This window comes from Rhizobium sp. AN80A, assembly GCF_030053015.1.
Lineage (GTDB): Bacteria > Pseudomonadota > Alphaproteobacteria > Rhizobiales > Rhizobiaceae > Rhizobium > Rhizobium metallidurans.
Map to the genome: position 1 here is coordinate 79,904 of NZ_JASJPX010000004.1, position 20,089 is coordinate 99,992.

At 58.4% G+C, this 20,089-nt stretch carries 20 protein-coding genes and 3 pseudogenes; 9 read left to right on the forward strand and 14 right to left on the reverse strand.

Going from position 1 to position 20,089, the window contains the following annotated elements; translation table 11 throughout:
* Positions 1-78: 78 nt before the first annotated feature.
* Positions 79-1,950 carry a group II intron reverse transcriptase/maturase gene (gene ltrA / locus P3R82_RS29980; RefSeq protein ID WP_283196469.1) on the forward strand — a complete coding sequence of 624 codons (1,872 nt, stop codon included), beginning with the start codon at positions 79-81 and terminating at the stop codon, positions 1,948-1,950.
* Between the two features lie 70 nt (positions 1,951-2,020).
* Positions 2,021-2,164 (forward strand): annotated as a pseudogene (locus P3R82_RS29985) (HU family DNA-binding protein); the annotation flags it as partial.
* Between the two features lie 57 nt (positions 2,165-2,221).
* Here P3R82_RS29985 and P3R82_RS29990 read toward each other — a convergent pair.
* The 8 genes and pseudogenes from P3R82_RS29990 to P3R82_RS30025 form a co-directional block, all read right to left on the reverse strand.
* Positions 2,222-2,554 (reverse strand): hypothetical protein, encoded by a 333-nt coding sequence (locus P3R82_RS29990; protein ID WP_183902477.1) that lies wholly within the window; start codon positions 2,552-2,554, stop codon positions 2,222-2,224.
* 56 nt (positions 2,555-2,610) lie between these two features.
* Entirely contained in the window at positions 2,611-2,934 is a 324-nt protein-coding gene (locus P3R82_RS29995) for a DUF736 family protein (RefSeq protein WP_063473607.1), read from the reverse strand.
* 614 nt (positions 2,935-3,548) lie between these two features.
* Positions 3,549-3,968 carry a hypothetical protein gene (locus tag P3R82_RS30000; RefSeq protein ID WP_183902478.1) on the reverse strand — a complete coding sequence of 140 codons (420 nt, stop codon included), beginning with the start codon at positions 3,966-3,968 and terminating at the stop codon, positions 3,549-3,551.
* Positions 3,958-4,218 (reverse strand): type II toxin-antitoxin system prevent-host-death family antitoxin, encoded by a 261-nt coding sequence (locus tag P3R82_RS30005; RefSeq protein WP_183902484.1) that lies wholly within the window; start codon positions 4,216-4,218, stop codon positions 3,958-3,960. The genes P3R82_RS30000 and P3R82_RS30005 overlap by 11 nt, the downstream gene beginning before the upstream one ends.
* 82 nt (positions 4,219-4,300) lie before the next feature.
* Positions 4,301-5,242, reverse strand: a complete 942-nt coding sequence (locus P3R82_RS30010) for a DUF2493 domain-containing protein (RefSeq protein WP_183902479.1) — start codon at positions 5,240-5,242, stop codon at positions 4,301-4,303.
* A gap of 385 nt (positions 5,243-5,627) precedes the next feature.
* Positions 5,628-6,662, reverse strand: coding sequence for a toprim domain-containing protein (locus P3R82_RS30015; RefSeq protein WP_183902480.1), 1,035 nt, complete (start codon positions 6,660-6,662; stop codon positions 5,628-5,630).
* Positions 6,663-6,674: 12 nt separating this feature from the next.
* Positions 6,675-8,609, reverse strand: a pseudogene (locus P3R82_RS30020) (strawberry notch C-terminal domain-containing protein); the annotation flags it as partial.
* A gap of 56 nt (positions 8,610-8,665) precedes the next feature.
* Positions 8,666-9,418, reverse strand: a complete 753-nt coding sequence (locus P3R82_RS30025) for an IS6 family transposase (protein ID WP_000602738.1) — start codon at positions 9,416-9,418, stop codon at positions 8,666-8,668.
* An 84-nt stretch (positions 9,419-9,502) separates the two neighbouring features.
* On the opposite strand from P3R82_RS30025, the pseudogene P3R82_RS30030 reads away from it, so the two are divergent.
* A pseudogene (locus P3R82_RS30030) lies at positions 9,503-10,126 on the forward strand (chromate transporter); the annotation flags it as partial.
* A 344-nt stretch (positions 10,127-10,470) separates the two neighbouring features.
* Here the strand turns inward: P3R82_RS30030 and P3R82_RS30035 are convergent.
* From P3R82_RS30035 to P3R82_RS30045, 3 genes are read right to left on the reverse strand one after another with little or no spacing between them, the layout of a single operon-like run.
* Positions 10,471-11,598, reverse strand: coding sequence for an HNH endonuclease (locus P3R82_RS30035; RefSeq protein WP_283196470.1), 1,128 nt, complete (start codon positions 11,596-11,598; stop codon positions 10,471-10,473).
* Entirely contained in the window at positions 11,599-12,087 is a 489-nt protein-coding gene (locus P3R82_RS30040; protein ID WP_283196471.1) for a hypothetical protein, read from the reverse strand.
* Positions 12,088-12,092: 5 nt separating this feature from the next.
* Positions 12,093-13,289, reverse strand: a complete 1,197-nt coding sequence (locus P3R82_RS30045; RefSeq protein ID WP_283196472.1) for a nucleotidyltransferase — start codon at positions 13,287-13,289, stop codon at positions 12,093-12,095.
* Between the two features lie 176 nt (positions 13,290-13,465).
* On the opposite strand from P3R82_RS30045, the gene P3R82_RS30050 reads away from it, so the two are divergent.
* The 3 genes from P3R82_RS30050 to P3R82_RS30060 are packed head-to-tail and all read left to right on the forward strand — an operon-like array spanning position 13,466 to position 15,177.
* A complete protein-coding gene (locus P3R82_RS30050) occupies positions 13,466-13,786 on the forward strand; it encodes a helix-turn-helix transcriptional regulator (protein ID WP_283196473.1) in 321 nt (106 codons plus the stop codon).
* Positions 13,787-14,692 carry an ImmA/IrrE family metallo-endopeptidase gene (locus tag P3R82_RS30055; protein ID WP_283196474.1) on the forward strand — a complete coding sequence of 302 codons (906 nt, stop codon included), beginning with the start codon at positions 13,787-13,789 and terminating at the stop codon, positions 14,690-14,692.
* Between the two features lie 5 nt (positions 14,693-14,697).
* A complete protein-coding gene (locus tag P3R82_RS30060) occupies positions 14,698-15,177 on the forward strand; it encodes a hypothetical protein (protein WP_283196475.1) in 480 nt (159 codons plus the stop codon).
* Between the two features lie 57 nt (positions 15,178-15,234).
* On the opposite strand, the gene P3R82_RS30065 is transcribed toward P3R82_RS30060, so the two are convergent.
* Both P3R82_RS30065 and P3R82_RS30070 read right to left on the reverse strand, forming a co-directional pair.
* Positions 15,235-15,891, reverse strand: coding sequence for a hypothetical protein (locus tag P3R82_RS30065; protein ID WP_283196476.1), 657 nt, complete (start codon positions 15,889-15,891; stop codon positions 15,235-15,237).
* A gap of 75 nt (positions 15,892-15,966) precedes the next feature.
* Positions 15,967-16,296 carry a DarT ssDNA thymidine ADP-ribosyltransferase family protein gene (locus tag P3R82_RS30070; protein WP_283196477.1) on the reverse strand — a complete coding sequence of 110 codons (330 nt, stop codon included), beginning with the start codon at positions 16,294-16,296 and terminating at the stop codon, positions 15,967-15,969.
* Positions 16,297-16,382: 86 nt separating this feature from the next.
* On the opposite strand from P3R82_RS30070, the gene P3R82_RS30075 reads away from it, so the two are divergent.
* Entirely contained in the window at positions 16,383-17,216 is an 834-nt protein-coding gene (locus P3R82_RS30075; RefSeq protein WP_283193952.1) for an IS5 family transposase, read from the forward strand.
* A 12-nt stretch (positions 17,217-17,228) separates the two neighbouring features.
* Here P3R82_RS30075 and P3R82_RS30080 read toward each other — a convergent pair whose 3' ends face one another.
* A complete protein-coding gene (locus P3R82_RS30080) occupies positions 17,229-17,411 on the reverse strand; it encodes a hypothetical protein (RefSeq protein WP_283196478.1) in 183 nt (60 codons plus the stop codon).
* A gap of 325 nt (positions 17,412-17,736) precedes the next feature.
* Between P3R82_RS30080 and istA the strand changes: the two genes are divergently transcribed.
* The gene (gene istA / locus P3R82_RS30085) at positions 17,737-19,263 is read left to right on the forward strand and encodes an IS21 family transposase (protein ID WP_283196479.1); all 1,527 of its coding nucleotides are present in this window, start codon (positions 17,737-17,739) and stop codon (positions 19,261-19,263) included.
* Positions 19,253-20,065 carry an IS21-like element helper ATPase IstB gene (istB, locus tag P3R82_RS30090; RefSeq protein WP_283196480.1) on the forward strand — a complete coding sequence of 271 codons (813 nt, stop codon included), beginning with the start codon at positions 19,253-19,255 and terminating at the stop codon, positions 20,063-20,065. Before istA ends, istB begins: the two co-directional genes overlap by 11 nt.
* Positions 20,066-20,089 lie beyond the last annotated feature (24 nt).

A 20,089-nucleotide genomic window follows, 5' to 3' on the forward strand; every position in this document is an offset into this window, starting at 1 on the left:
GGAATCCCCTCTGGCCGGGTGAAGGGCGGCGTGCTGACATGAGATCGGGAGCCTTATGACGACAATTGAGACAGGCTGATGCACGTCGATGCCGTGGAAAGACGACTGATCTCGCTACCTGCCCTGTCACGACAGGGAAAGCGGATAAACGGCCTCCATCGTCTTCTGGACTGCCCCAAGATTTGGGCACGGGCCTATGAAGCGATCGCCCGAAACTCCGGGGCTCTCACCCCCGGCATTGATCCCCGCAATACGCTTGACGGCTTCTCGCTGGACAGGCTGGACTGGATCATACGCCGGGTGAAGGAGGGAAGCTACCGCTTCAAGCCTGTTCGCAGGCACTACATCCCCAAGGCGAACGGGAAATTACGCCCTCTGGGCATTCCCGACGCTGACGACAAGCTCGTGCAGGCGGCCGTGAAGCTGGTTCTGGAGCAAATCTATGAACCGAATTTTTCTCGTCGCTCGCACGGGTTCAGGCCCAAGCGCTCCTGTCATACGGCTCTGGCATCCATCCAGAAGACGTGGGGCGGAACAGTTTGGCTGGTCGAGGCCGATATTGCCGGGTTCTTCGACAATATTGACCACGACATTTTGATGAAACTGCTGAGGAAACGGATCGATGACGAGCGGTTTCTGAAGCTTATCAGAGGAATGTTGACGGCTGGCTATATGGAGGACTGGAAGTGGCACGCGTCGTATAGCGGCACACCACAGGGCGGAGTAATCTCGCCCTTGCTCGCAAACGTGTATCTCCATGAACTCGATGAGTTCATGGATAGCCTCAAAACCGGGTTCGACCGGGGCATTGAGAGGCCAACAGATCCGGAATACCAGAAACTGCTCAGCAAGGGAGCGCATTATCGTCAGCATATCGCGAAGCTGCGAAGCTCTGGCCGAGAGGCCGAAGCAGAACGGCTTCGGGCTCAACTGCAGCCTTTGATCGTTGCTGCCCGGAAGCTCCCCAGCAAGGACTTCCACGACACGTTCTTCCGGCGGCTTCAATATGTCCGGTATGCCGATGACTTCCTTATCTCCGTCATCGGCACGAAACAGGAAGCTGCCGACATCCTGAATGAGGTCACATCCTTCCTCAAGAATCAGCTTCATCTTGAAGTCGCACCGGAAAAGAGCGGTATCACAAAGGCAGATGACGGCGGGGTGACTTTTCTCGGCTACGCTGTTCGGTCGACCAAACGTGCGTTTCGCGAGAAACGTGTCACGAGAAAAGGTCGAAGGGCAATGGTCAAGCGGACACCGGTACGCGGAATCCGACTGCATCTCCCAAGGGAGAAGCTTGCGGCCTTTGCTAAACGGAACCGACTTGGCAGCTATCATGCAATACGTGGCGCTATGCGTCCTGAGATGACAATCAGCTCGGATGTCGCCATCATCGTTGCGTATAACGCGATGCTACGGGGATTGGTCGGATATTACCAGTTAGGCAATAACTGGAAAAATGAGATGGCCCCGCTCCAACGGGTGTGGTGGTTCAGTCTCATGAAGACTTTGGCGAGAAAGCACAAATGCAGTATCGCGAAGATCTTCAGTATCCATTTGCAGCGGCACCAAGGGGATCATGGGCTATGGGTGGAAACCAAAGACGGGCGCAGGTTCGTCGCGGTATTCCAACTCAGGCACGTTGCATCGAAGAAAGTCATGGAAGATTCACGCATAGATCAGGACCAGCCTTCGTTCTGGTTCTGGGGGCGGACTGATCTTGTTGATCGGCTGCGCGCTCGCTCCTGCGAGTATTGCGGGATATCCGATGTGCCCGTCGATATTCATCACGTTCGACGGATGGCGGACATGAATGGCGTCTCATGGCTTGCTCGAACCAGAGCAGCTCGCATGCGCAAACGTACCATTGCATGCGAACCTTGCCATCACGCGATCCATGCCGGTCGTCTTCAGCAACGGCTCGACAGAATTGGGGTATTGTCAGCATAGGAGCCGGATGATGGGAAACTATCAAGTCCGGTTCCGTGGGAGGGAGAGAGGGCCGCGTCAACGACCGACCTCCTCCCTACCCGACTTCAAGGTAAAGGCGACCCCCGAGCGCGAGGCGCGCAATCCTTCGACCGGCGCGACGATCAAGGTTGCCGCGGCCAAAAAGCTAGCCTTCACGCCGGCGAAGGCACTGAAAGACGCACTGAACAAGTAATTTTGTCAGCATAAAAATAGCCCGGCGTCGTGCCGGGCTATTTTTTTCGGGTTTGCGTCAGTGGGCGGATGTCCGCTCAAGAAGATCCTGGATGATCGTGTCGCTGACCACGTGTTGCGCTTCGCGGGCATGGTCGTCCAGCAGCTTGTGAAGAATGCCGGATGCCAAGGGTATGAAGTCGAAACCGCGTGCGATTGCTGCGGCACGCAGTTGCGACAGAGTTTCGAACTCCTTGAAGTCCGTGCCAAGCCAGAGTTCAAGATCCTCACCACCGGCGCCCGGAAATGCCTGGAGGAAGAACGTCTGAAGCGGGCGGTCATAGCCGATAATGGCATCCGGGTCGGCGTGGCGGAATGCGGTACTGGTGACGGTAATTGTGTAGCGGCTCATGGCGGCCTCCATTGGAATGGGGAAGCCGGCCCCAGTTTCGGGGCCGGCCGACCGGTTCAGGCCGGGCTGTTCCAGAGGATGACCTTCTTGCCGGGCTCGCCGCCGGGCGCTGGGGCGACGTTGCCGAAGATCACGCCGATCTCGGGCGCTTCGAGCTTCGTGGAGATGTATTCTTCGCCAGTCTGGCGAGAGACGCGGTTCCAGCCTGCGCCGATCTCAAAGCCGGTCTTGCGGTGGATGATGCGGTAGTCCGGGGCTTCTTCGCTCGCCTTGTTGGCGTTCGGGATGAGGGCGATCGGTGCGTTGACCCGGATGGTGGCGAAGACGCCTTCGAGAGTGCCGTCGGTCTTTTCGGTGAGGGTTGCGATCGTGGTAGCCATGGGATTGTCTCCTTCGTTGCATCGGGACCATTCCCGATGGCGCCCGAAGAAGGGGCCGCGCCGCAGGCGTCACCGCAGCGTAGCGAAGGGAAACCCCTTGCGGGTTGACGCTGATCGCGGCCGGTCCCTTAGAAAGGCGACATAAAGAACGGGAATGGTCCTTGATTGCGACGTCGGCAGGAGACCTCGCCGTGGCGGCCGTTTGCGGACCCGCGGAGTGCCGCGCTCGTGACATGCGTCGGTGGTGTTCGGGTCAACGGACGCTGGCCGTCAACCAGTCGGCACATCGCGAGACATCGGCACAGGCCTGATCCCATCCTCATCGTCAAAGACGGCCTCGGTGGCGTGACGCTCGAGATCCTCGGCCTCTCCTGACCCAACTGAAGTTCTGCGGAGCCGAACCGCGTGACAGACTTGACTTCAAGGGGTGTCGCCTTGGACGTGCAGCGATGCGACATCGAGATCGATCGAGAACCGCCCGCGACGGGCCGGTCATTTACGCAATCGTGGCCGCATCAATCAGATAGCGCCAGAGATGCGCCACGGCGGAGACGAGTTCGGGAGGACGGTGGAGAACAAGAAGGGGAAGATGCGGCATGAAGCGGCGGCAAGTTTCAATCGAGCCTGTTGACCCGGCCGGTTCGGCCGCGCGCCTCGGCAAACAGTCTGGCGATCTTCACCATGAAGGGTTTGCTGAAGCGGCCGAGGATGTCCTGATCGGGCTCGATGTACCAGGAGCGCTCGACGATATCGTAATTGTATTCGTCGACCATGATCCAGCACTGCTTTAGATCGCTTAAGCCCGCACGCTTGCGCTCGATCTCCGGGATCTCCAGAGCGATGCGACCCGCCTGTGGCGGCTGCGTGGTGATGGCGAGAAGCGCCAGATGCGTGTTTCCGTCGGCGGCATTGCGGATGGCGATGACTACGCAGACGGGACGCTGCTTGCGGCCTTCGGTCTCACCGCGCTGCTGCTGCCAGGCCCAGAGGTAGGGATAGGAGATGACCTCGCCGGGTCGGAATTCACGGCTCATCGTCGTAGCCTTCGCCATGCGCCAGCCGATCGAGCGCCTCGTCGAACAGTTCCGCATGCTCGGCGGGCATTTCCGAGATATGAAAGGCGCGGCGGGGGTTGCCGCCGGTGCGCATGCGCTCATAGTGATCGTAGCTCATCAGCACGAAGCGAGGCTTCTTGTGGCGAGTCAGAACAACCGGCTCGCGGCTTGCCGCATCGGTAACGTCGCCGATCTGCTTGTTGAGGTCGCCTGTCGTGAACTGCTTCATCGCTATGGTCTCCACTTCGATTCCCATATAATCCATTTTTCCCATGTTTTCCATCTTTTCCATGTATCCGGGAAGACGGCGCTCACGCGCCGTCTCCTGAAGCCTGCCAGACCGGAATGCCGAGCCGACGTGCCTTGTCGGCGAGATTGTCTGTGATGCCGTTTCCGGGAAAGACGATCAATCCGGCGGGCATCACCGAGAGCATCTCGTCATTGCGGCGGAAGGGTGCTGCCTTGGCGTGCTTCGTCCAATTCGGCTTGAAGGTGATCTGCGTCACCTTGCGGGCTTCAGCCCAGCAGGCAGCAATCCGTTCGGCGCCCTTCGGCGAGCCGCCGTGCAGCAGCACCATGTCGGCATGCTTGGCATGCGCCTGATCGAGCTTAGCCCAGATCCGCTCATGATCATTGTAGTCCATGCCACCGGAGAAGGCGATCTTGGTGCCGGCGGGGATCAGCACCTCGGTCTCGGCGCGCCGCCGCGCGGAGAGGAAGTCCCGGCTATCGATCATCGCCGCCGTCATGTTGGCATGGTTCACTTTGGAACCAGTGCGGGGCCGCCAGGACGATCCGGTCTGCGCCTCAAACAGATCGGCGGAAACATCGCGCATAAACTCGAAGGCGTTGCGGCGTTCCAACAGCGTGATGCCCTCGGCAACGAGGCGTTCGAGCTCGACACTCTTGACCTCCGAGCCGTCCTGCTCGCGCTGGCCGGTACGCTGCGCCTGCTCGTTGCGATCGAGCTCGCGCTGGATGCGCTCGCCGGCACGATGGAACAGATTGGGGATCGACCAGAACAGGTCTTCGAGATCGGGCTCCAGGCGGGTGTCGCCGAGCATCTCGGCGAGGGCGTCGAAGATCGTTGTGATCGATGACTGGACCTGAGGTTCCCCCGGCAATGGCCGCGGATCGGGCTCATCCTGGAAGGGGCGATAGCCGAAGACCTGCATCTCGTAGATGAAGCGGTCGGTCGGGGAGGACGCGTGGTTGGGCTCGAAGCCGTCGTCGGCGGGAAGGATCAGGTCCATGGTGGTCTCCGTTCGGTGGGCCGCGCCTCTCGCGGCCTGACGGCGAACCCGGTCACGCGGGCCGAGGCCGGAACCGCAAGCGAAGCGCAGCGGCCCAGCGAAGCGCCGGGCGGCTGAGGGAGGGTTTCTTGATCCGCGAGGAATGACGGGCCATCGCATCGGCCCGAAAAGTGGGAACCGGTTTTCGGAGGAGCCGATGCGCGGAAATGGCCCGGCAGGGGAAGAAACCCGACCGACCCGCTGAAGGCCCGGAGGCCCGCGTGATAAGGGTCGCCTCTCGGCAGGCCCGCGGGCGCGCATTCACACGGGGAGCGAGCCGGCACCACGGACCGTCCTCTCACCCGCGCTGCAGCAATCCCGCCTGTGCTCCTTCCGACAAGCCTCATCAGGGCAGGAAGGCCACCGCATCTTCCGGAGTGAGTTGAGCCTTGAGGCTTGCGGTCAGCCGGCCGGGACCCAGCCGGCGCAGATCCTCGTTGAAGTCGCCGAGTTCCGGCGACAGCACCAGCGGCAGGATCCCGCATTCCTGCGCCCGTCGGCTCAATCCCTCGAGCCCATGCCGGCCTGCGGCATCCGCGTCGGCCGCGATATAGATACGCCGGCATCCGGGCGGGAAGTGAAAGCCCGCGAGATGATTGGCCGTCAGGGCGGCGACCATCGGCATGCCTGGCATCACGTGCGAGAGCGACAGCATGGTTTCGAGGCCCTCGCCCGCCGCCAGGACTGGTACAGGATCGGTGACGGGAAAGCGGAAACGTACGCCATTACCGAGCAGCCTGCCGAGTGCGCGGCGGGGATTGTCCACCTTGGCCTTGCCGACGCCATCGGGATCGAGCCAGCTGCGGTGCACGCCGGTGATGGCTCCGGCCGCATCGGTCACTGCCGCAATGAGAGCCGGAAAGCTGGTCGTCCGAGCGGTGACGAGATCGCGATAATAGCAGGACGGATGGAAACGGAGCGCACCATGGGTGGACGCCCGCAGAATGCCGCGTTCGCGCAGATAGATGTCGGCGAGCGTACCCGCCAACGGCTGCGTCATTCGAAACAGCCGTCGTGCCCGCTCTATCGCCGGCCGCTCGACCGGAAAGGCGTCACTTACGTCGCCCCTGAGGTCCGACACCGGTTCGGGCTGGGGCAGACTGAGAAAATGGCGCGCCTCCTCGGCAACGTCACGGAAGTCCACGAGACCGCAGGCCTCGCGGACGAGATCGAGCAGGTCACCAAACTGACCGGTCGCCGCATCCGTCCACCGCCCAGCACGCGGGCCGATCAGATGCACATAGAGCGACCGGCCCCTGCTGTTGGCGACGTCGCCGACGAGCCAGTAGTTGCCGGCGCGGTGGCCGGCGGAAAGATAGTGACGGCAGACCGCCTCTGCGTCTTGCGCGAGACGGTCCGCCAGATCCGACGCGGAAAGCATGGCAGACCTCCCTCACGACCGGCGCGCGACATCGATGAGGCGATGACGCTGCATCAGCTTCGACAGGATCCCCGCACCCTCATCTGTCGTCGGCACAAAAAAGCGCAGCTTCCAATTGATCATCTCGGAGAACAGACCGATCGACCGCAGCCAGTCTCGCATGCCGTCGGTAAAGCCGGTCAATTCGACGCGGTACTCGTTCATCACCCGCACGCGGCGGAGTGTCATGTCAGCGGCAAGGCCGATGATCGAGGATCCGTGCACCAGCGCCGTCCAGGCTTGGTCGCCGCTCAATACTTCCGTCTGATCGATCCCGAAGTTGCGGCAAAGGCCAGCGAGCCGATCCGGAGCAATGACGCGGCCAACGATCCGTTCGCCGTCATCGGTTTGCAGACGCCGTACCCGGCAAAAATCCTGCGGCAGCAATCTCCAGATCGGCAGCAACAACCCGCTGACGATGTGCATCGTCGAGGTCGAGAATTTCGGCACGGAAGCGACTTCGGTGTTCCAGGCGAGGACGAAAGCGTGTTCGTCCGCCTCCGCCCAATTCGTCTCTTCGAGCTGCCGGACTTCGAAGCGGAGCTCGTCCATCGGCCGGATCAGCGACACCCTTGGCTGGACCGAACCGTCGTCCAGCATGATGGAGCGGGTCGGGACCATCACCGCCGGCCGGCCTGACTTGCCGTTGATCATCAGCTTCGCGCGGGGATCGCGACCGACCAGAGCCTGCACATCATGGAGCAGCATCGGCGCATTGCGATCCCTCCGCTCGATGGTCAGCAGGTGCGACTGCGCGCCGGTGACCGGATGCGTGTAGATCAGCCGCCGAGCGGCGATTGTCATGCTGTCGGCGGTGATCGTCTCCAGGCCTTTGTCATAGATGCCGGCGGCGATCGCGCCCTCGATGCGGGCGGCCAGCAGCTGCTCGAAGGCCTCGAACAGCAGGTTCTGCATAGCGATGGTCAGCGCCAGCATGCGATTGAGGAAGGTCTGGATGGGCGGGAGTTCGTCCTTCAGTCCGCCCTCCTCCGAGGTGAGCGACAGGCCGGTGATACTTTCGAACTTCTCCAGCGAGCAACCTTCGATCCTGCCGGCATGCAGCAGGCCGTAGAATTGTCGCAGCGTGTCGCGGGCATATTGGGATTCGAGATTGTCTTCGCTGCGAAACATCCCCTGCCCGCCGGTCTGGCGCTGTCCCCGGGTGATGGCGCCAAGCGTGTCGAGACGCCGGGCGATGGTCGACAAGAACCGCCTCTCCGCCTTGACGTTGGTGGCAATCATCCGAAACCGGGGCGGCTGTTTCTGGTTGGTGCGATGGCTGCGCCCAAGACCCTGGATCGCCACGTCGGCGCGCCAACCCGCTTCCAGAAGGTTGTGAAGACGCAGGCGCTGGTTCTTGGCGGAAAGATCCGCGTGGTAGGATCTGCCGGTCCCGCCGGCGTCGCTGAAGACGAGAATGCCTTTTTCGTCGTCCATGAAGGCGCGGGCCTCGTCGAGATTGGCGCTGCCCGGCCGGTTCTGCACGGCATAGCGGGCGATGGAGCCGCTGTCCTCGCGGCGGACGATGCGGCGCGAGCGGCCGGTGATCTCGGCGACCTGGCTGGTGCCGAAATGCTGGACGATCTGGTCGAGGGCCGTCGGGATCGCCGGCAGGCTGCCCAAGGTTTCGACCAGCTCGTCGCGCCGACGTTCCGCCTCCCGGCAGATGACCGGGTTCCCGTTCGCGTCATGAACCGGCCGGGAACTAAGATTGCCGTCAGCATCTGAGAATTCCTCGAAGAGCTGAACCGGAAAGGAGTGCATCAGGTAGTCGATGACATATTCCCGCGGCGTCACGTCGACCTGAAGATCACCCCATTCCTCGGTCGGGATCTGCGCCAGCCGGCGCTCGGTCAAAGCCGCGCCCGTCGAGACGAGTTGGACGATCGCAGCGTGACCCTGTTGCAGAGGGCGTGTCGCAAACACTTCTGGAGGCAGCTATCACCCAGCCAAGGCCGGTATTTTCATGCTTTGTTAACCTTTTGCAGTCCGAAGAGGCGCGCAAGCAAATCATTCTGGTCATTGACGGTCCAGCCGCCTGAAAAGCCAAAGCCCTTCCGCAGCCACAGCATCGCCTCGAAACCCGCGATGGTTCGCCGCGCCGTGTTAAAGGATTGGAAACCGCCGATCTTCGGCATGTTCTTCTTCACCCGGAAATGGTCGCTCTCAATCCCCTGCTGGAGATGTTTGGTCACATAATGCACGGGATCGGGATGGAGAAGCCCATCATCAACCGACGTTTTGATCGTTGACGGGAAGGTGTTGGCCCCGTCCGTCCCAATCCTGTTCGGCGACAACAAGGGTTCATCTTTAAGCATCTTTCGGAAGAACCGCTTGGCAGCGTCGAGATCGCGCTTAGCGGTCAGCAGGAAATCCACCGGATTGCCATGCTTATCGATGGCTCGGTACAGATAGCGCCATTTGCCGCGGATCTTGACATAGGTCTCATCAATCCGGACCGAGCCGCAATGGGGTCGACGAAACTGCCGCAGCCGTTTCTCGATGACAGGTGCATAAGCCAATACCCAGCGGTTGATCGTGCTATGATCGACCTCGAAGCCCCGCTCGCGAAACATCTCTTCCAAGTCACGATAGCTGAGCGGGTAGCGCAAGTACCAGGCAACCGCCTGTACAATCAGCCAGGCCTCGAAATGCCTGCCCTTGAAATCATCCTTCGACTGGCGCTTCAGCTTTTCGGCAATGGTATTCAAAATCATCGGCTCGCTCCGCAATATCAGGAGCGGCAACTTCTCTCCCCATGGTCAACATCGAGTTAACCTGAAGAATTTGCGACAAGGCCCTTCACCCAGATCGGCGTCTTTTTCAGCAAGAAGGCGGTGGTGACGTTTGGCGGAGCCTATGCGGTTCTGGCCTACGTGGCGCAGGAGGCGGTGCAGAATTTCGGGTGGCTGAAACCCGGCGAGATGCTCGACGGACTTGGCATGGCCGAAACCACACCGGGGCCGCTGATCATGGTTGTCGAGTTCGTCGGCTTCATGGGCGCATACCGTGATCCAGGGTCGCTCAATCCGATGGCAGCGGCAACGCTGGCGGCGATCCTGACCACGTGGGTGACGTTCATCCCGTGTTTCCTCTGGATATTCCTCGGCGCTCCGTTCATCGAAAAACTGCGCGGCAACGTCGCTTTGACAGGTGCGTTGTCGGCAATCACCGCCGCCGTCGTCGGCGTCATCCTGAATCTGGCCGTCTGGTTCGCGCTCCACACCCTGTTTGTCCTGACGACTGCCTGGCACATCGGACCGGTCTCTCTCGACATTCCGGTAATCGGGTCTCTCGTCTTTCCGGCTCTTGTACTGTCGATCGCTGCGGCCGTTGCGATCTTCCGCTTCAAAGCATCGGTCATCGCGACACTGCTCGTCTGCGCTCTAGCGGGAATGGCATGGACACTTGTCACAGGGGCATGACCGGCACCTCAACATGCGCCTTGTCTGGGGTGCCTTACCGCAAAGCGCGTCGCGGAAATCATGGAGTAGGCCAGGTTTTAAAACCCTGCGTATCTTGTCAGCTTAGTACTTCACTGGCTCGCGCGTCGAGCCTGTGGGTGCGTTTCGTCTGGCTGATGAAACGCGAGGCATGTCCGCAATCACCGGCAATGGGCGGAAACGTAACCGAAAACGCGAGGCTATCGGTAACCCGCAGCGAAAGCAGAAATGACGACGAATTACGGATTCCTCTTGATTGCAGGTTCAAGGATTTCCTCACTAACAGTTCAGGTCTTGAACCAGTTCGAACTTTGCGACCCGCTTTTTCACTGGATGCGCAGAGCAGAGACAAACCCGCCCGCCCGGCGATTTTGATCAAACACATTCATCGGCAAATCAGCCTTCGGCATCCAGACACGCCCCACTTCTACCGCCGCGGACACTGGCAAGGCCGGGAACACATTGATTGTCGCTCCCTCTCCGTGCGCGGATTTTATACGGTTGAAAAGCCGCCTCAGTTCCTGGCGAAAAAGTGAGAGGTCCCCAGAGTTCCGCATGATGTCATTGTGTGGAGAGCTCACAGTGATCGACCAAACCGAAACATCGTCGCCCAGAACCGAAACTATGCGGTCCCTCGACACCGTCGCGCTCAACCCTAAAATCAGAGCCACCTTTGAATGAATCTCAGTCGGCGTCTCAACTAGGAAATCGATCGGAGCGCTGTCGTTCTGCCACTTCCATGTCGCCGGCTCTCTGTGGCGTTGATGAACCTCGGCAGGTAGAATATCGCAAAGTAGCCTCCCCAATTCAATCAGGAGAGGCTGAGGCGCAAGCGCGAAAACGCTTGCATGCGCGATCTGCTGTCGTTCGATCCGGCCCCTGATTTTGTGTGCAAACAGCCGTTGAAGGTTGGTTTGCTGAACCTGCCAATACTGTTCGTCGGCATCGTCGAGCGAGAGGCCGAGCATTTCAAGATCAATCGTTTCAAATGACGCCGGCGAGCGCTCCGGCAGCATGGACGCGAATATATCCTCTCTTGCCACAAGCGCGTCATTTCTGCCGATGTTGGCTCCGAAACGAATGACATGCGAAGCGCGATCCGGTTGGATACCACTGGCCAGACGGATCCTCCGCTCGTGCTCTTCCTTCATAAGGACCAGAAGTTCCTCAGGATGGTCGTCCGGCGCTTCAGTGTCGATCAGTCGATGGCACTTGGCGCAGAGAAGCATGAGGTTGGTGATGTCTTTGGCGAGAAGTGCTGATCTTGTCGGATGACCGCGAGCCCCCTCGGGCGAGTCGGCAACGATGTGCGCGACAAAGCCAAACATCTTGTCCTCTTTGCCAGTGAGAAGGTCTCCGATGAGCTCGCAGTTACAACCGCGAAACTGGCAACGACCTGCCGCACGCGCCCAGAGCGCGCGCTGGATCTTCTCGGGAACCTTTGACTTTGCCATTCAACCGACCCTTCGAACTGGTGCGTGTCGCTGCAAGCGGCTTCGACTGACACGCTGCTCCACATCGCGATGCTCCGGATGCTCTCCCCCGCCTCGCCACTCGCCGTCGATCAGCCAGTCTTCGAAATAGAAGAGCCAGAGCGACGTCCACGGAATGATGGTCTGATCGAGCCTCATCCAGGGCTGCCACTCATATGTGCGTGGCAAATAGAGACAGAGGCGGGTAGGCTTCTGGTCGTATACATGCGGAAGGTCATTTCCACCGGAGAGCATCAGCAGATCAGGATTGTCGAGAAACACTCTCGGCGAGCGATTGACCGCAAATTCTAACCGAGCATCATAGATGCGGGAAAGCGCCGTGGGTGACGATTTATAGTGCCAGCTGAAATGTCCTGATCCGAGTTCACCATCCCCGGCCGACAACGGGTTCTTCGTCAGTAGAAGAAACTGCTGCGCGGCTGTCAGTGGCTTCGGATCGGAAAACCGCATGGCGGCTATCTTCCAAAAAACGTGTTGGCGGGAACGGGGGTGACGGTGGCCGTGGTCATACCTGTCACAAGGCCGATGCGGGGTGCGACGCCAAGAGTGCCCTTCTGACGAGAGGTGGAGATGTCATCCGTAATAGAATCTATGACAGCCTTGGCCGGGGCGGACCCGAAGGCGTCGCCAAGTTGTCGCCTCAGGCCATCAAGCCCTTCCACATCCTTCAGCCTGCTGATGTCTGCCAGAGCCCTGGTGTGCCAGGTGAAAAATATCTCGGCGCGCTTGGGATCACCGTTCCACTTTTCGGAAAAATTCTCGCCCTTCGTCGTCTCGTTCCAGACAAACCATTGCATCTGACCGTCAACGCGGCGCGTCTCGATGAAGTCGGTCATGTGCCGGATGACGTCGAAGAGCAGATCCAGTTCAGACTCGTAGGTGAAGGTCCTGACGCAGTACTCATAGCTCTGGGATGCCAACGTCGTCACCAGGACTGAAATCGGCGACAGGGATATATCGATCTCGTTGACGGCGATGAAGACATCCCGGTGGCGCTTGAGTATCTGGACGACCCTTTGCAACAGGCCCTTGAAATGAACCTGCTCAGGAAAAGGTTCGATGTCGGCACGTGCGCGATCCTGAGTATGCAAGCTTTTCGTCACCCGGAAACGCGGCGCAAGCTTCACACGCTCAAGGAACAATGCCTTGTAGCCCTTCGGATTTGACGGCTTCCAGATCTTAAGAGCGCGATCGGGGACAAGTTCACCGCCCATATAGCAGTTTCGGTTTGGAATCGACGGGGTAATATCCATATGGAATTCGTTAGCGTAGACAAGCCGCCAGCAGCGCGCCATCTCCACCAGAAGCGGCTTGTAATGGCCATTCGCTTTTAACCGGTCGCCGATCGCCTTCTTCAGTGCAGCCGGCTCGACCCAGTTTCCGAGATATGGCGCGTGGGCTACCAGATCGACGTCATGTTCATTGCTGCCGATCGGCTTAACGGTCGTTCCGATAGCGGTCGATCCCTGCAGGAAAATTCCCATTGCCTTAAGCAAGGGATCCTCCGCGTCCGCCAACCATCCGCCGACCCCTTCGTAGCGCTCCTTCGCAAGCTCCACCTGGCTCGGCGCGATTTCGAGAGTGACGCACATCCGCTCAAGAGCGCCGATAAGCATTCCGTCCCGCATGACAAGTCGATGATCGTGAAACATGCATTCCTCCTGCGCCCGAAAAGGGATCTAGCCGTAAGATTTGCTCGTCTATTTTCATACAGATAAATCGAACGCTTGCTATCGTCAAGCTCTGTGCTATATTTTTGTACAGATTAACCGAACGGCGCGGCATGCGAGTGCACGCGCCTTCAGTGATTCAAGGGAGTAATTCGAACATGTCTTTGGCTGCCAAGCTCAAAGAACTCAGGGGCAAGAACCGTCAATCCTTGCAGGACGTCGCGGATGCCATTGGAGCGTCCAAGACGCATATCTATGATCTGGAGACCGGTCGAAGCACCAACCCCTCAATTGAACTTCTGACCAAACTCGCCACGCATTTTCGCGTTGCTATTGCCGACTTAGTTGGCGAGAATCCAGACGGGAAAGACGAGGAGCCTGGTCTAGTCGCGATGTATAGGGATCTTAAATCTCTCGCTCCGCAAGACCGTGAAACAATCCAGATGCTGATGGACAGGCTCAAACCAAAGGGAAAGTAAATGGACATCTTGCGGATGGATCTTGCCGACACGGGGTCGCCTGAGGGGCTCGTCAGCCTGATCCTGAAGCATGAACCCAATCTTCCGCTTCCCGTGCCGATTGAGAAATTGGCGCTCCAACTCGAGATTGAAGAAATTGCCGAGTTGCAAACAGAAGGTTTTGAGGGCGGCTTGATCACCGACACGGTACGGAGCCGCGGAATTATTCTCGTCAGAAAGGGGCTGAACCAGCCGCGTCGCCGTTTTACCATTGGCCACGAGCTCGGTCACTTCCTGATTGCCAACCACATCCCGGATAAGGACGGTCAGTTCCTCTGCTCAAGGGAAGATCTCCGGGCACTTTCCGCGAAGGAAGGCAACCGGCGGGCGAAAATGGAAGTCGAAGCGAACCGCTTCTCTTCCCTTATCCTGATGCCGCCACCGAAACTGCGCGACGCCTTCAAGAAGCATCCTTCGCCGAGCCTTGAACATGTATTCGAGTTAGCGGACAAGTTTGAAGTCAGCAAAGAAGCCATGGCGCGGGCCTATGCCGAGTATCACCCAGAGGCGTTGGCCTTCATTGTCGTCAAAGATGAGAAAGTTGGGCGGATCTATCACAATCGAACGCGCTTTCCTTTCGTCGTTTCAAGCCGCAACAAGTCGGTTCCTCAAGGCTCGACGTTTTACCGAAGAAATCTCCAGATCGGGGTTCCAAGCGAAATCGAAAGCCAGCTTCCCGATCTGTGGATCGACGTAGTCCGAGGGCAGCGCGCCCCGTCTCTCAGCGAACAGGTCTGCCTTCAGAAAAATGGGTTTGCCTTGATCATGCTCTGGCATGAAAGCGCGGAGGAGGACGAAGAAGAAAATGAAGACATGACCACGCGCGACCGATGGCGTGCCCAACAGGAACGATATCGCAGGGATTGATCTTGATGGAAGGCCATAATTTTGAGCGTCTCAAATCACACATCGTGCCCCTATCGAATTCCATGGCATTCGAGACAGCTCGGCTTGAATGGGACTTAGTCGGCGTCGAGATCAGTGAAGAGTTTGATCAATGTCCCTGCGGTCAGGATATTCTGGAACATTGCTACATTCGCAACCGGCTCAATGGCGCCACAACCTATGTCGGCAATGTCTGCATCAACCGCTTCGTCGGAATTGATACGGGAAACCTCTTTGAAGGTCTGAAACGGATTCACGCGGATATCTCTGCTAATGCGAACGACGATCTTATCGAGCATGCCTACCGGATGGGATACCTGTTCGATGACAAGGAATATCGCTTCCTCAAGCAGACGAAACTTAAACGGAAGCTATCAGCAGCCCAGCTATCTTGGAAACAAAAGATAAACCGGCGAATATTAAACCAGACCATAGTACAACGACGAGGCGCACACCAGGTTCGGTGATGCGCCGACGGGCGGCCTCCGTAACATCGGCTAGACGATGGACTGTCTGATAATTGGTTAAAACGTAACTTCGCTCAACCAACTTGAAATCGAGGCTGCTTGACGTGCGGTTGAAGCCCCGGCGAGATCCAACATGTGGGTAGTCATCGCGGCTATAAATGTTGAAGGAGTTTCTAGATACTCCTCGAATCTGTCCTCACGCATCAATGATACGAACAATGCGCAAGATTTTGCCTGGCAATTGATCGACTTACTTGGATTAAATTCTATGTCGGAGAAACCATCATAGCGCTTTTCCCCATCCACACGGTTCTTCAGCCAATGTCGATGCGGAAAGATCGCGTTGAGATATAGCCAGTCATAAAACACCGTGGTCGGAATCAACGGAAACTCGAAACCCTGAAATTTGAAGGCTTTCAGCGCCCCAGAGCTTCGAAGACGTGGATCTCTCTTTGCGTCCCTCGGATCGACGTCAAAAAGGTCCGTATAAGGGCCGCCGTGCTCGAAAACCTTGCTGCCTTGAAAAGCATTTTCCAGAGGCATGTCGCGTTCACCTGCCGAAACTCGAAGATGAAATGCGCTCAAATGGCGACCGGCCGTCTCATCCGACTTGCTGGAAACTTCTAGGAGCGGCGTAAAGCCTGCTTTCTTCGCTGCTTCGTGAAGCGACCGGATATTCTTTTTTTCTGGACCTCGGCAAATCCTCCCGCCCACGGAATTTCGAGGTCGACGCGCTTAACGTAACCATCCGCTTCGGCCGTGGGAATGAAGATCGGTCTCTCAGCCATGTCAGATGTTCCTTATATAGGCTAACGGTATGATATGGGGCACGAGCACCTCATATTTCTCTGCTTGGGAGAGGCGCGCCTTTATCGCGGTGTCTTTCCAATCCGTCCTAGTATACAGGATTTCAAAGTCAACGAGACCTTCTGCATCAGCAATTGCGACGGACTCGACGCCGGCCTTGTTGGCGACGTCGTTGGTGAAGCGTACCCCTTCGAATTGCATCACCGACGGGTGGATTTGCAAGAAAATGGTATCTGTAATGCGCCCGTCTTGGCGTGCGACGAACTCCATTGGATGGGTATTGCGAAAGCAAAGGTGGACGAAGTTGCCCATCCCCTTTAGAGCCCGACCGAAAAAGAGTTGAGTGAAATCAGCCAGTTGTGATTCTGTTTGTTTGCTTAGGACGAACGGAGGCCACAATGGGCTGGACTGATTTCACCCGTCGGCAATATGCCCGACGCACAATGCGCTATGCAAGCGATCTGACGGACCGGGAATGGGGATTGATTTGGCCTTGCCTGCCTGGACCACGGCGGCTGGGCAGGCCGCGCAGCACCGATCTTCGTGAAGTCGTGAATGCGTTGCTGTACATCGCGACGACCGGTTGCCAGTGGCGAATGCTGCCGAAGGATTTTCCGCCTTTTACAACTGTGCAGTCATACTTCTACGAATGGCGAGCGACAGGGTTGTGGGCTCGGATCAATCATCGTCTGGTGATGGAGGCGCGTGAATTGGAGGGCCGGGAAGCCTCGCCGTCTGCGGGCGTGATCGACAGCCAAAGCGTGAAGACCACGGAAAGTGGTGGAATTTCAGGCTATGACGCAGGCAAGAAGATCAAGGGACGCAAACGGCATATCGTCGTCGATACGCTCGGATTGATGGTCGGCCTCAAGGTTCACAGCGCCGAGATACAGGATCGCGACGGCGCGCCTGCCGTCCTCAAAACCATTCTCAAGCGTTGGCCGTGGCTGAGACATATCTTCGCCGACGGTGGTTATGCCGGACCGAAGCTGAGGGGCGCCCTGCAAAAGATCGCAAAGTTCACCCTCCAGGTCGTCAAGCGCACCGATAAGGCAAAAGGCTTCGAGGTTCTGCCGCGTCGCTGGGTCGTGGAGCGCACCTTCGCGTGGCTTGGTAGATGCCGAAGATTGGCCAAGGATTGGGAAAAATCCGTCGCATCAGCCGAGGCCTGGATCACCATCGCTCACATCCGGGTACTGACACGACGCTTGGCAAGGTACCGATATCATTGAAGGCTTTTCGAGTCAGACTCTTAGAGCGTCGGCATCCCTGCTCCACTCATTACCGCCGGGTGCTGGCACTTCGACGTTCTTTTCGTGCAGTTGAGAAAGGGGATAAAGACCGCCCATTTCTTTGATGATCGGCAGGTTGCGACGATCCGTAAAATGATAAAGAAGCGGTACCTTGGCTAGCGTATCAATTCCCATTTTCCCCTCCCAGGTTCATGTCGAGGAGATCTTAGATGAATAAAGTCGCAGCGAAAGATAATATCACAGGAACTCTGACTATATCTCGATCCAAAGGTGATCTATCTTGATCACTGATAAGCCGAGCCTTCTCTCGTGCTCGGATTCAAGCATTGCTACGCGACGTAGTGGATCATGTTCAACGAGATCGAGTCTGTCGTTAGTGGACCAGCCTGTTGATTTGCACTGAGAGCTGACCCGGGATCACGGAATATTATCATCGAGAATTGACCCATGTTTGAACCGTCCCTCGCGTCATCGAAGCGGGGGCTCTGGAGTGATCATCATGGAGTTATTGAGCGTTATCCGACGCTGGCATTTCCGCGACAAGCTTTCGATCCGAGACATCTCGCGGCGCACGAACCTCTCGCGGAACACGATCCGCAAATATCTGCGATCCGATGGTGTTGAGCCGAAGTTCAAGGTGCCGGACCGGCCAAGCAAGCTCGACCCGTTTGCCGACCGGCTCTCCGCCTGGCTCAAGTCCGAGGCCAACAAGCCCCGCAAACAGAAGCGCACGATGAAGCAGCTTCATGCCGATCTGCTGAGCCTCGGTTATGACGGCTCGTATTGCCGGGTCGCGGCCTTTGCTCGCGAATGGAAGGCAGACTGGCACAGGGAGCGACAGACGACGGGGCGCGGAACGTTCGTGCCGCTGGCATTTGAACCGGGCGAGGCCTTCCAGTTCGACTGGTCAGAGGACTGGGCGATCATCGGCAACGAGCGCACCAAGCTGCAGATAGCCCATACCAAGCTGGCCTATTCCAGGGCCTTCATTGTCAGAGCCTACCTCCTGCAGACGCACGAGATGCTGTTCGACGCCCACAATCATGCTTTCCGTGTGTTCGGCGGCATTCCTCGCCGTGGCATCTACGACAACATGAAGACGGCGATCGACAAGGTCGGCCGCGGCAAGGATCGTGACGTCAATGTCCGCTTCCAGGCGATGGCCAGTCACTATCTCTTCGAGGCCGAGTTCTGCAATCCGGCGTCCGGTTGGGAGAAAGGACAGGTCGAGAAGAACGTGCAGGATGCACGCCACCGCTTCTTCCAGCCGATACCGCGCTTTCCAACTCTTGAAGCTCTCAATGATTGGCTGGAGACGCGTTGCAAGGAATGCTGGGCGGAGACCCAGCACGGAAAGATGCGCGGCACGATCGCCGATCTCTGGGCCGAAGAAGCACGGACGTTAATGCCAGTTTCCCGGCTCTTCGACGGCTTTGTCGAATACACCAAGCGCGTCACTCCAACCTGCCTCGTGCATCTGGAACGCAACCGCTACAGCGTTCCGGCTTCCTTTGCCAATCGACCTGTGAGCCTGCGGGTCTACCCTGATCGCGTCGTCATCGCCGCGGAAGGTCAGATCGTGTGCGAACATCGCCGCATCATCGACCGCTCCCACGATCGACCCGGTCAGACGATCTATGATTGGCGGCATTACCTGGCCGTGGTCCAGCGCAAGCCCGGCGCTCTGCGGAACGGCGCTCCCTTTGCTGAGCTACCAGACACGTTCCGAACCCTGCAGCAGCACCTGCTCAAGAAGCCGGGAGGTGATCGCGAGATGGTCGATATCCTGGCTCTCGTTCTTCAGCACGACGAGCAGGCCGTGCTCTCGGCTGTCGATGCGGCGCTGAAGTCCGGCGTTCCCACCAAGACGCATATCCTCAACCTGCTGCATCGCCTCGTCGATGGCAAATCCTTTACACCACCGACCATCAGCGCACCGCAGGCCCTGGTGCTCACGAATGAGCCCAAGGCCAATGTCGAACGCTACGATGCCCTGAGAAAGTCGGAGGTCCGCCATGCGTCATAATCCGGCAAGTGGCGCGATCGTGATAATGCTTAGGCAGTTGAAGATGCACGGCATGGCTCAGGCGGTCGGTGAACTGACCGAACAAGGAGCGCCGGCGTTCGAGACCGCCATTCCGATCCTGTCGCAGCTCCTCAAGGCCGAGACCGCGGAACGCGAGGTCAGATCGACGGCATACCAGCTCAAGACGGCACGCTTCCCTGCCTATCGTGACCTCAACGGCTTCGACTTCTCAAGCAGCGAGATCAACGAGGCCCTTGTGCGTCAACTCCATCGCTGCGACTTCCTCGATGACGCCAACAATATCGTCCTGGTCGGTGGCCCGGGCACAGGCAAGACCCATGTCGCCACCGCGATCGGCGTTCAGGCCATCGAGCATCACCACAAGCGAGTCCGGTTCTTCTCAACCGTCGAGCTGGTAAATCTGCTCGAGCAGGAGAAGGCTCAGGGGCGATCAGGGCAGATCGCCAACAGGCTGACTCATTCCGATCTCGTCATCCTGGATGAACTGGGCTACCTGCCGTTCAGTGCGTCAGGCGGAGCACTGCTGTTCCACTTGCTGAGCAAACTCTACGAGCACACCAGCGTCATCATCACCACCAACCTGAGCTTCAGCGAATGGGCCAGCGTCTTCGGGGACGCCAAGATGACGACGGCACTCCTCGATCGCCTCACCCATCACTGCCACATTCTCGAAACCGGAAACGACAGCTTCCGCTTCAAGAACAGCTCAGCCCACGAACCCAAAACCAGGAAGGAGAAAGCCAAGGCCTTGACCACAACACCCGACCCGAAAGATATCTAAAGGACGGGTCAATTCTCGGCGCAA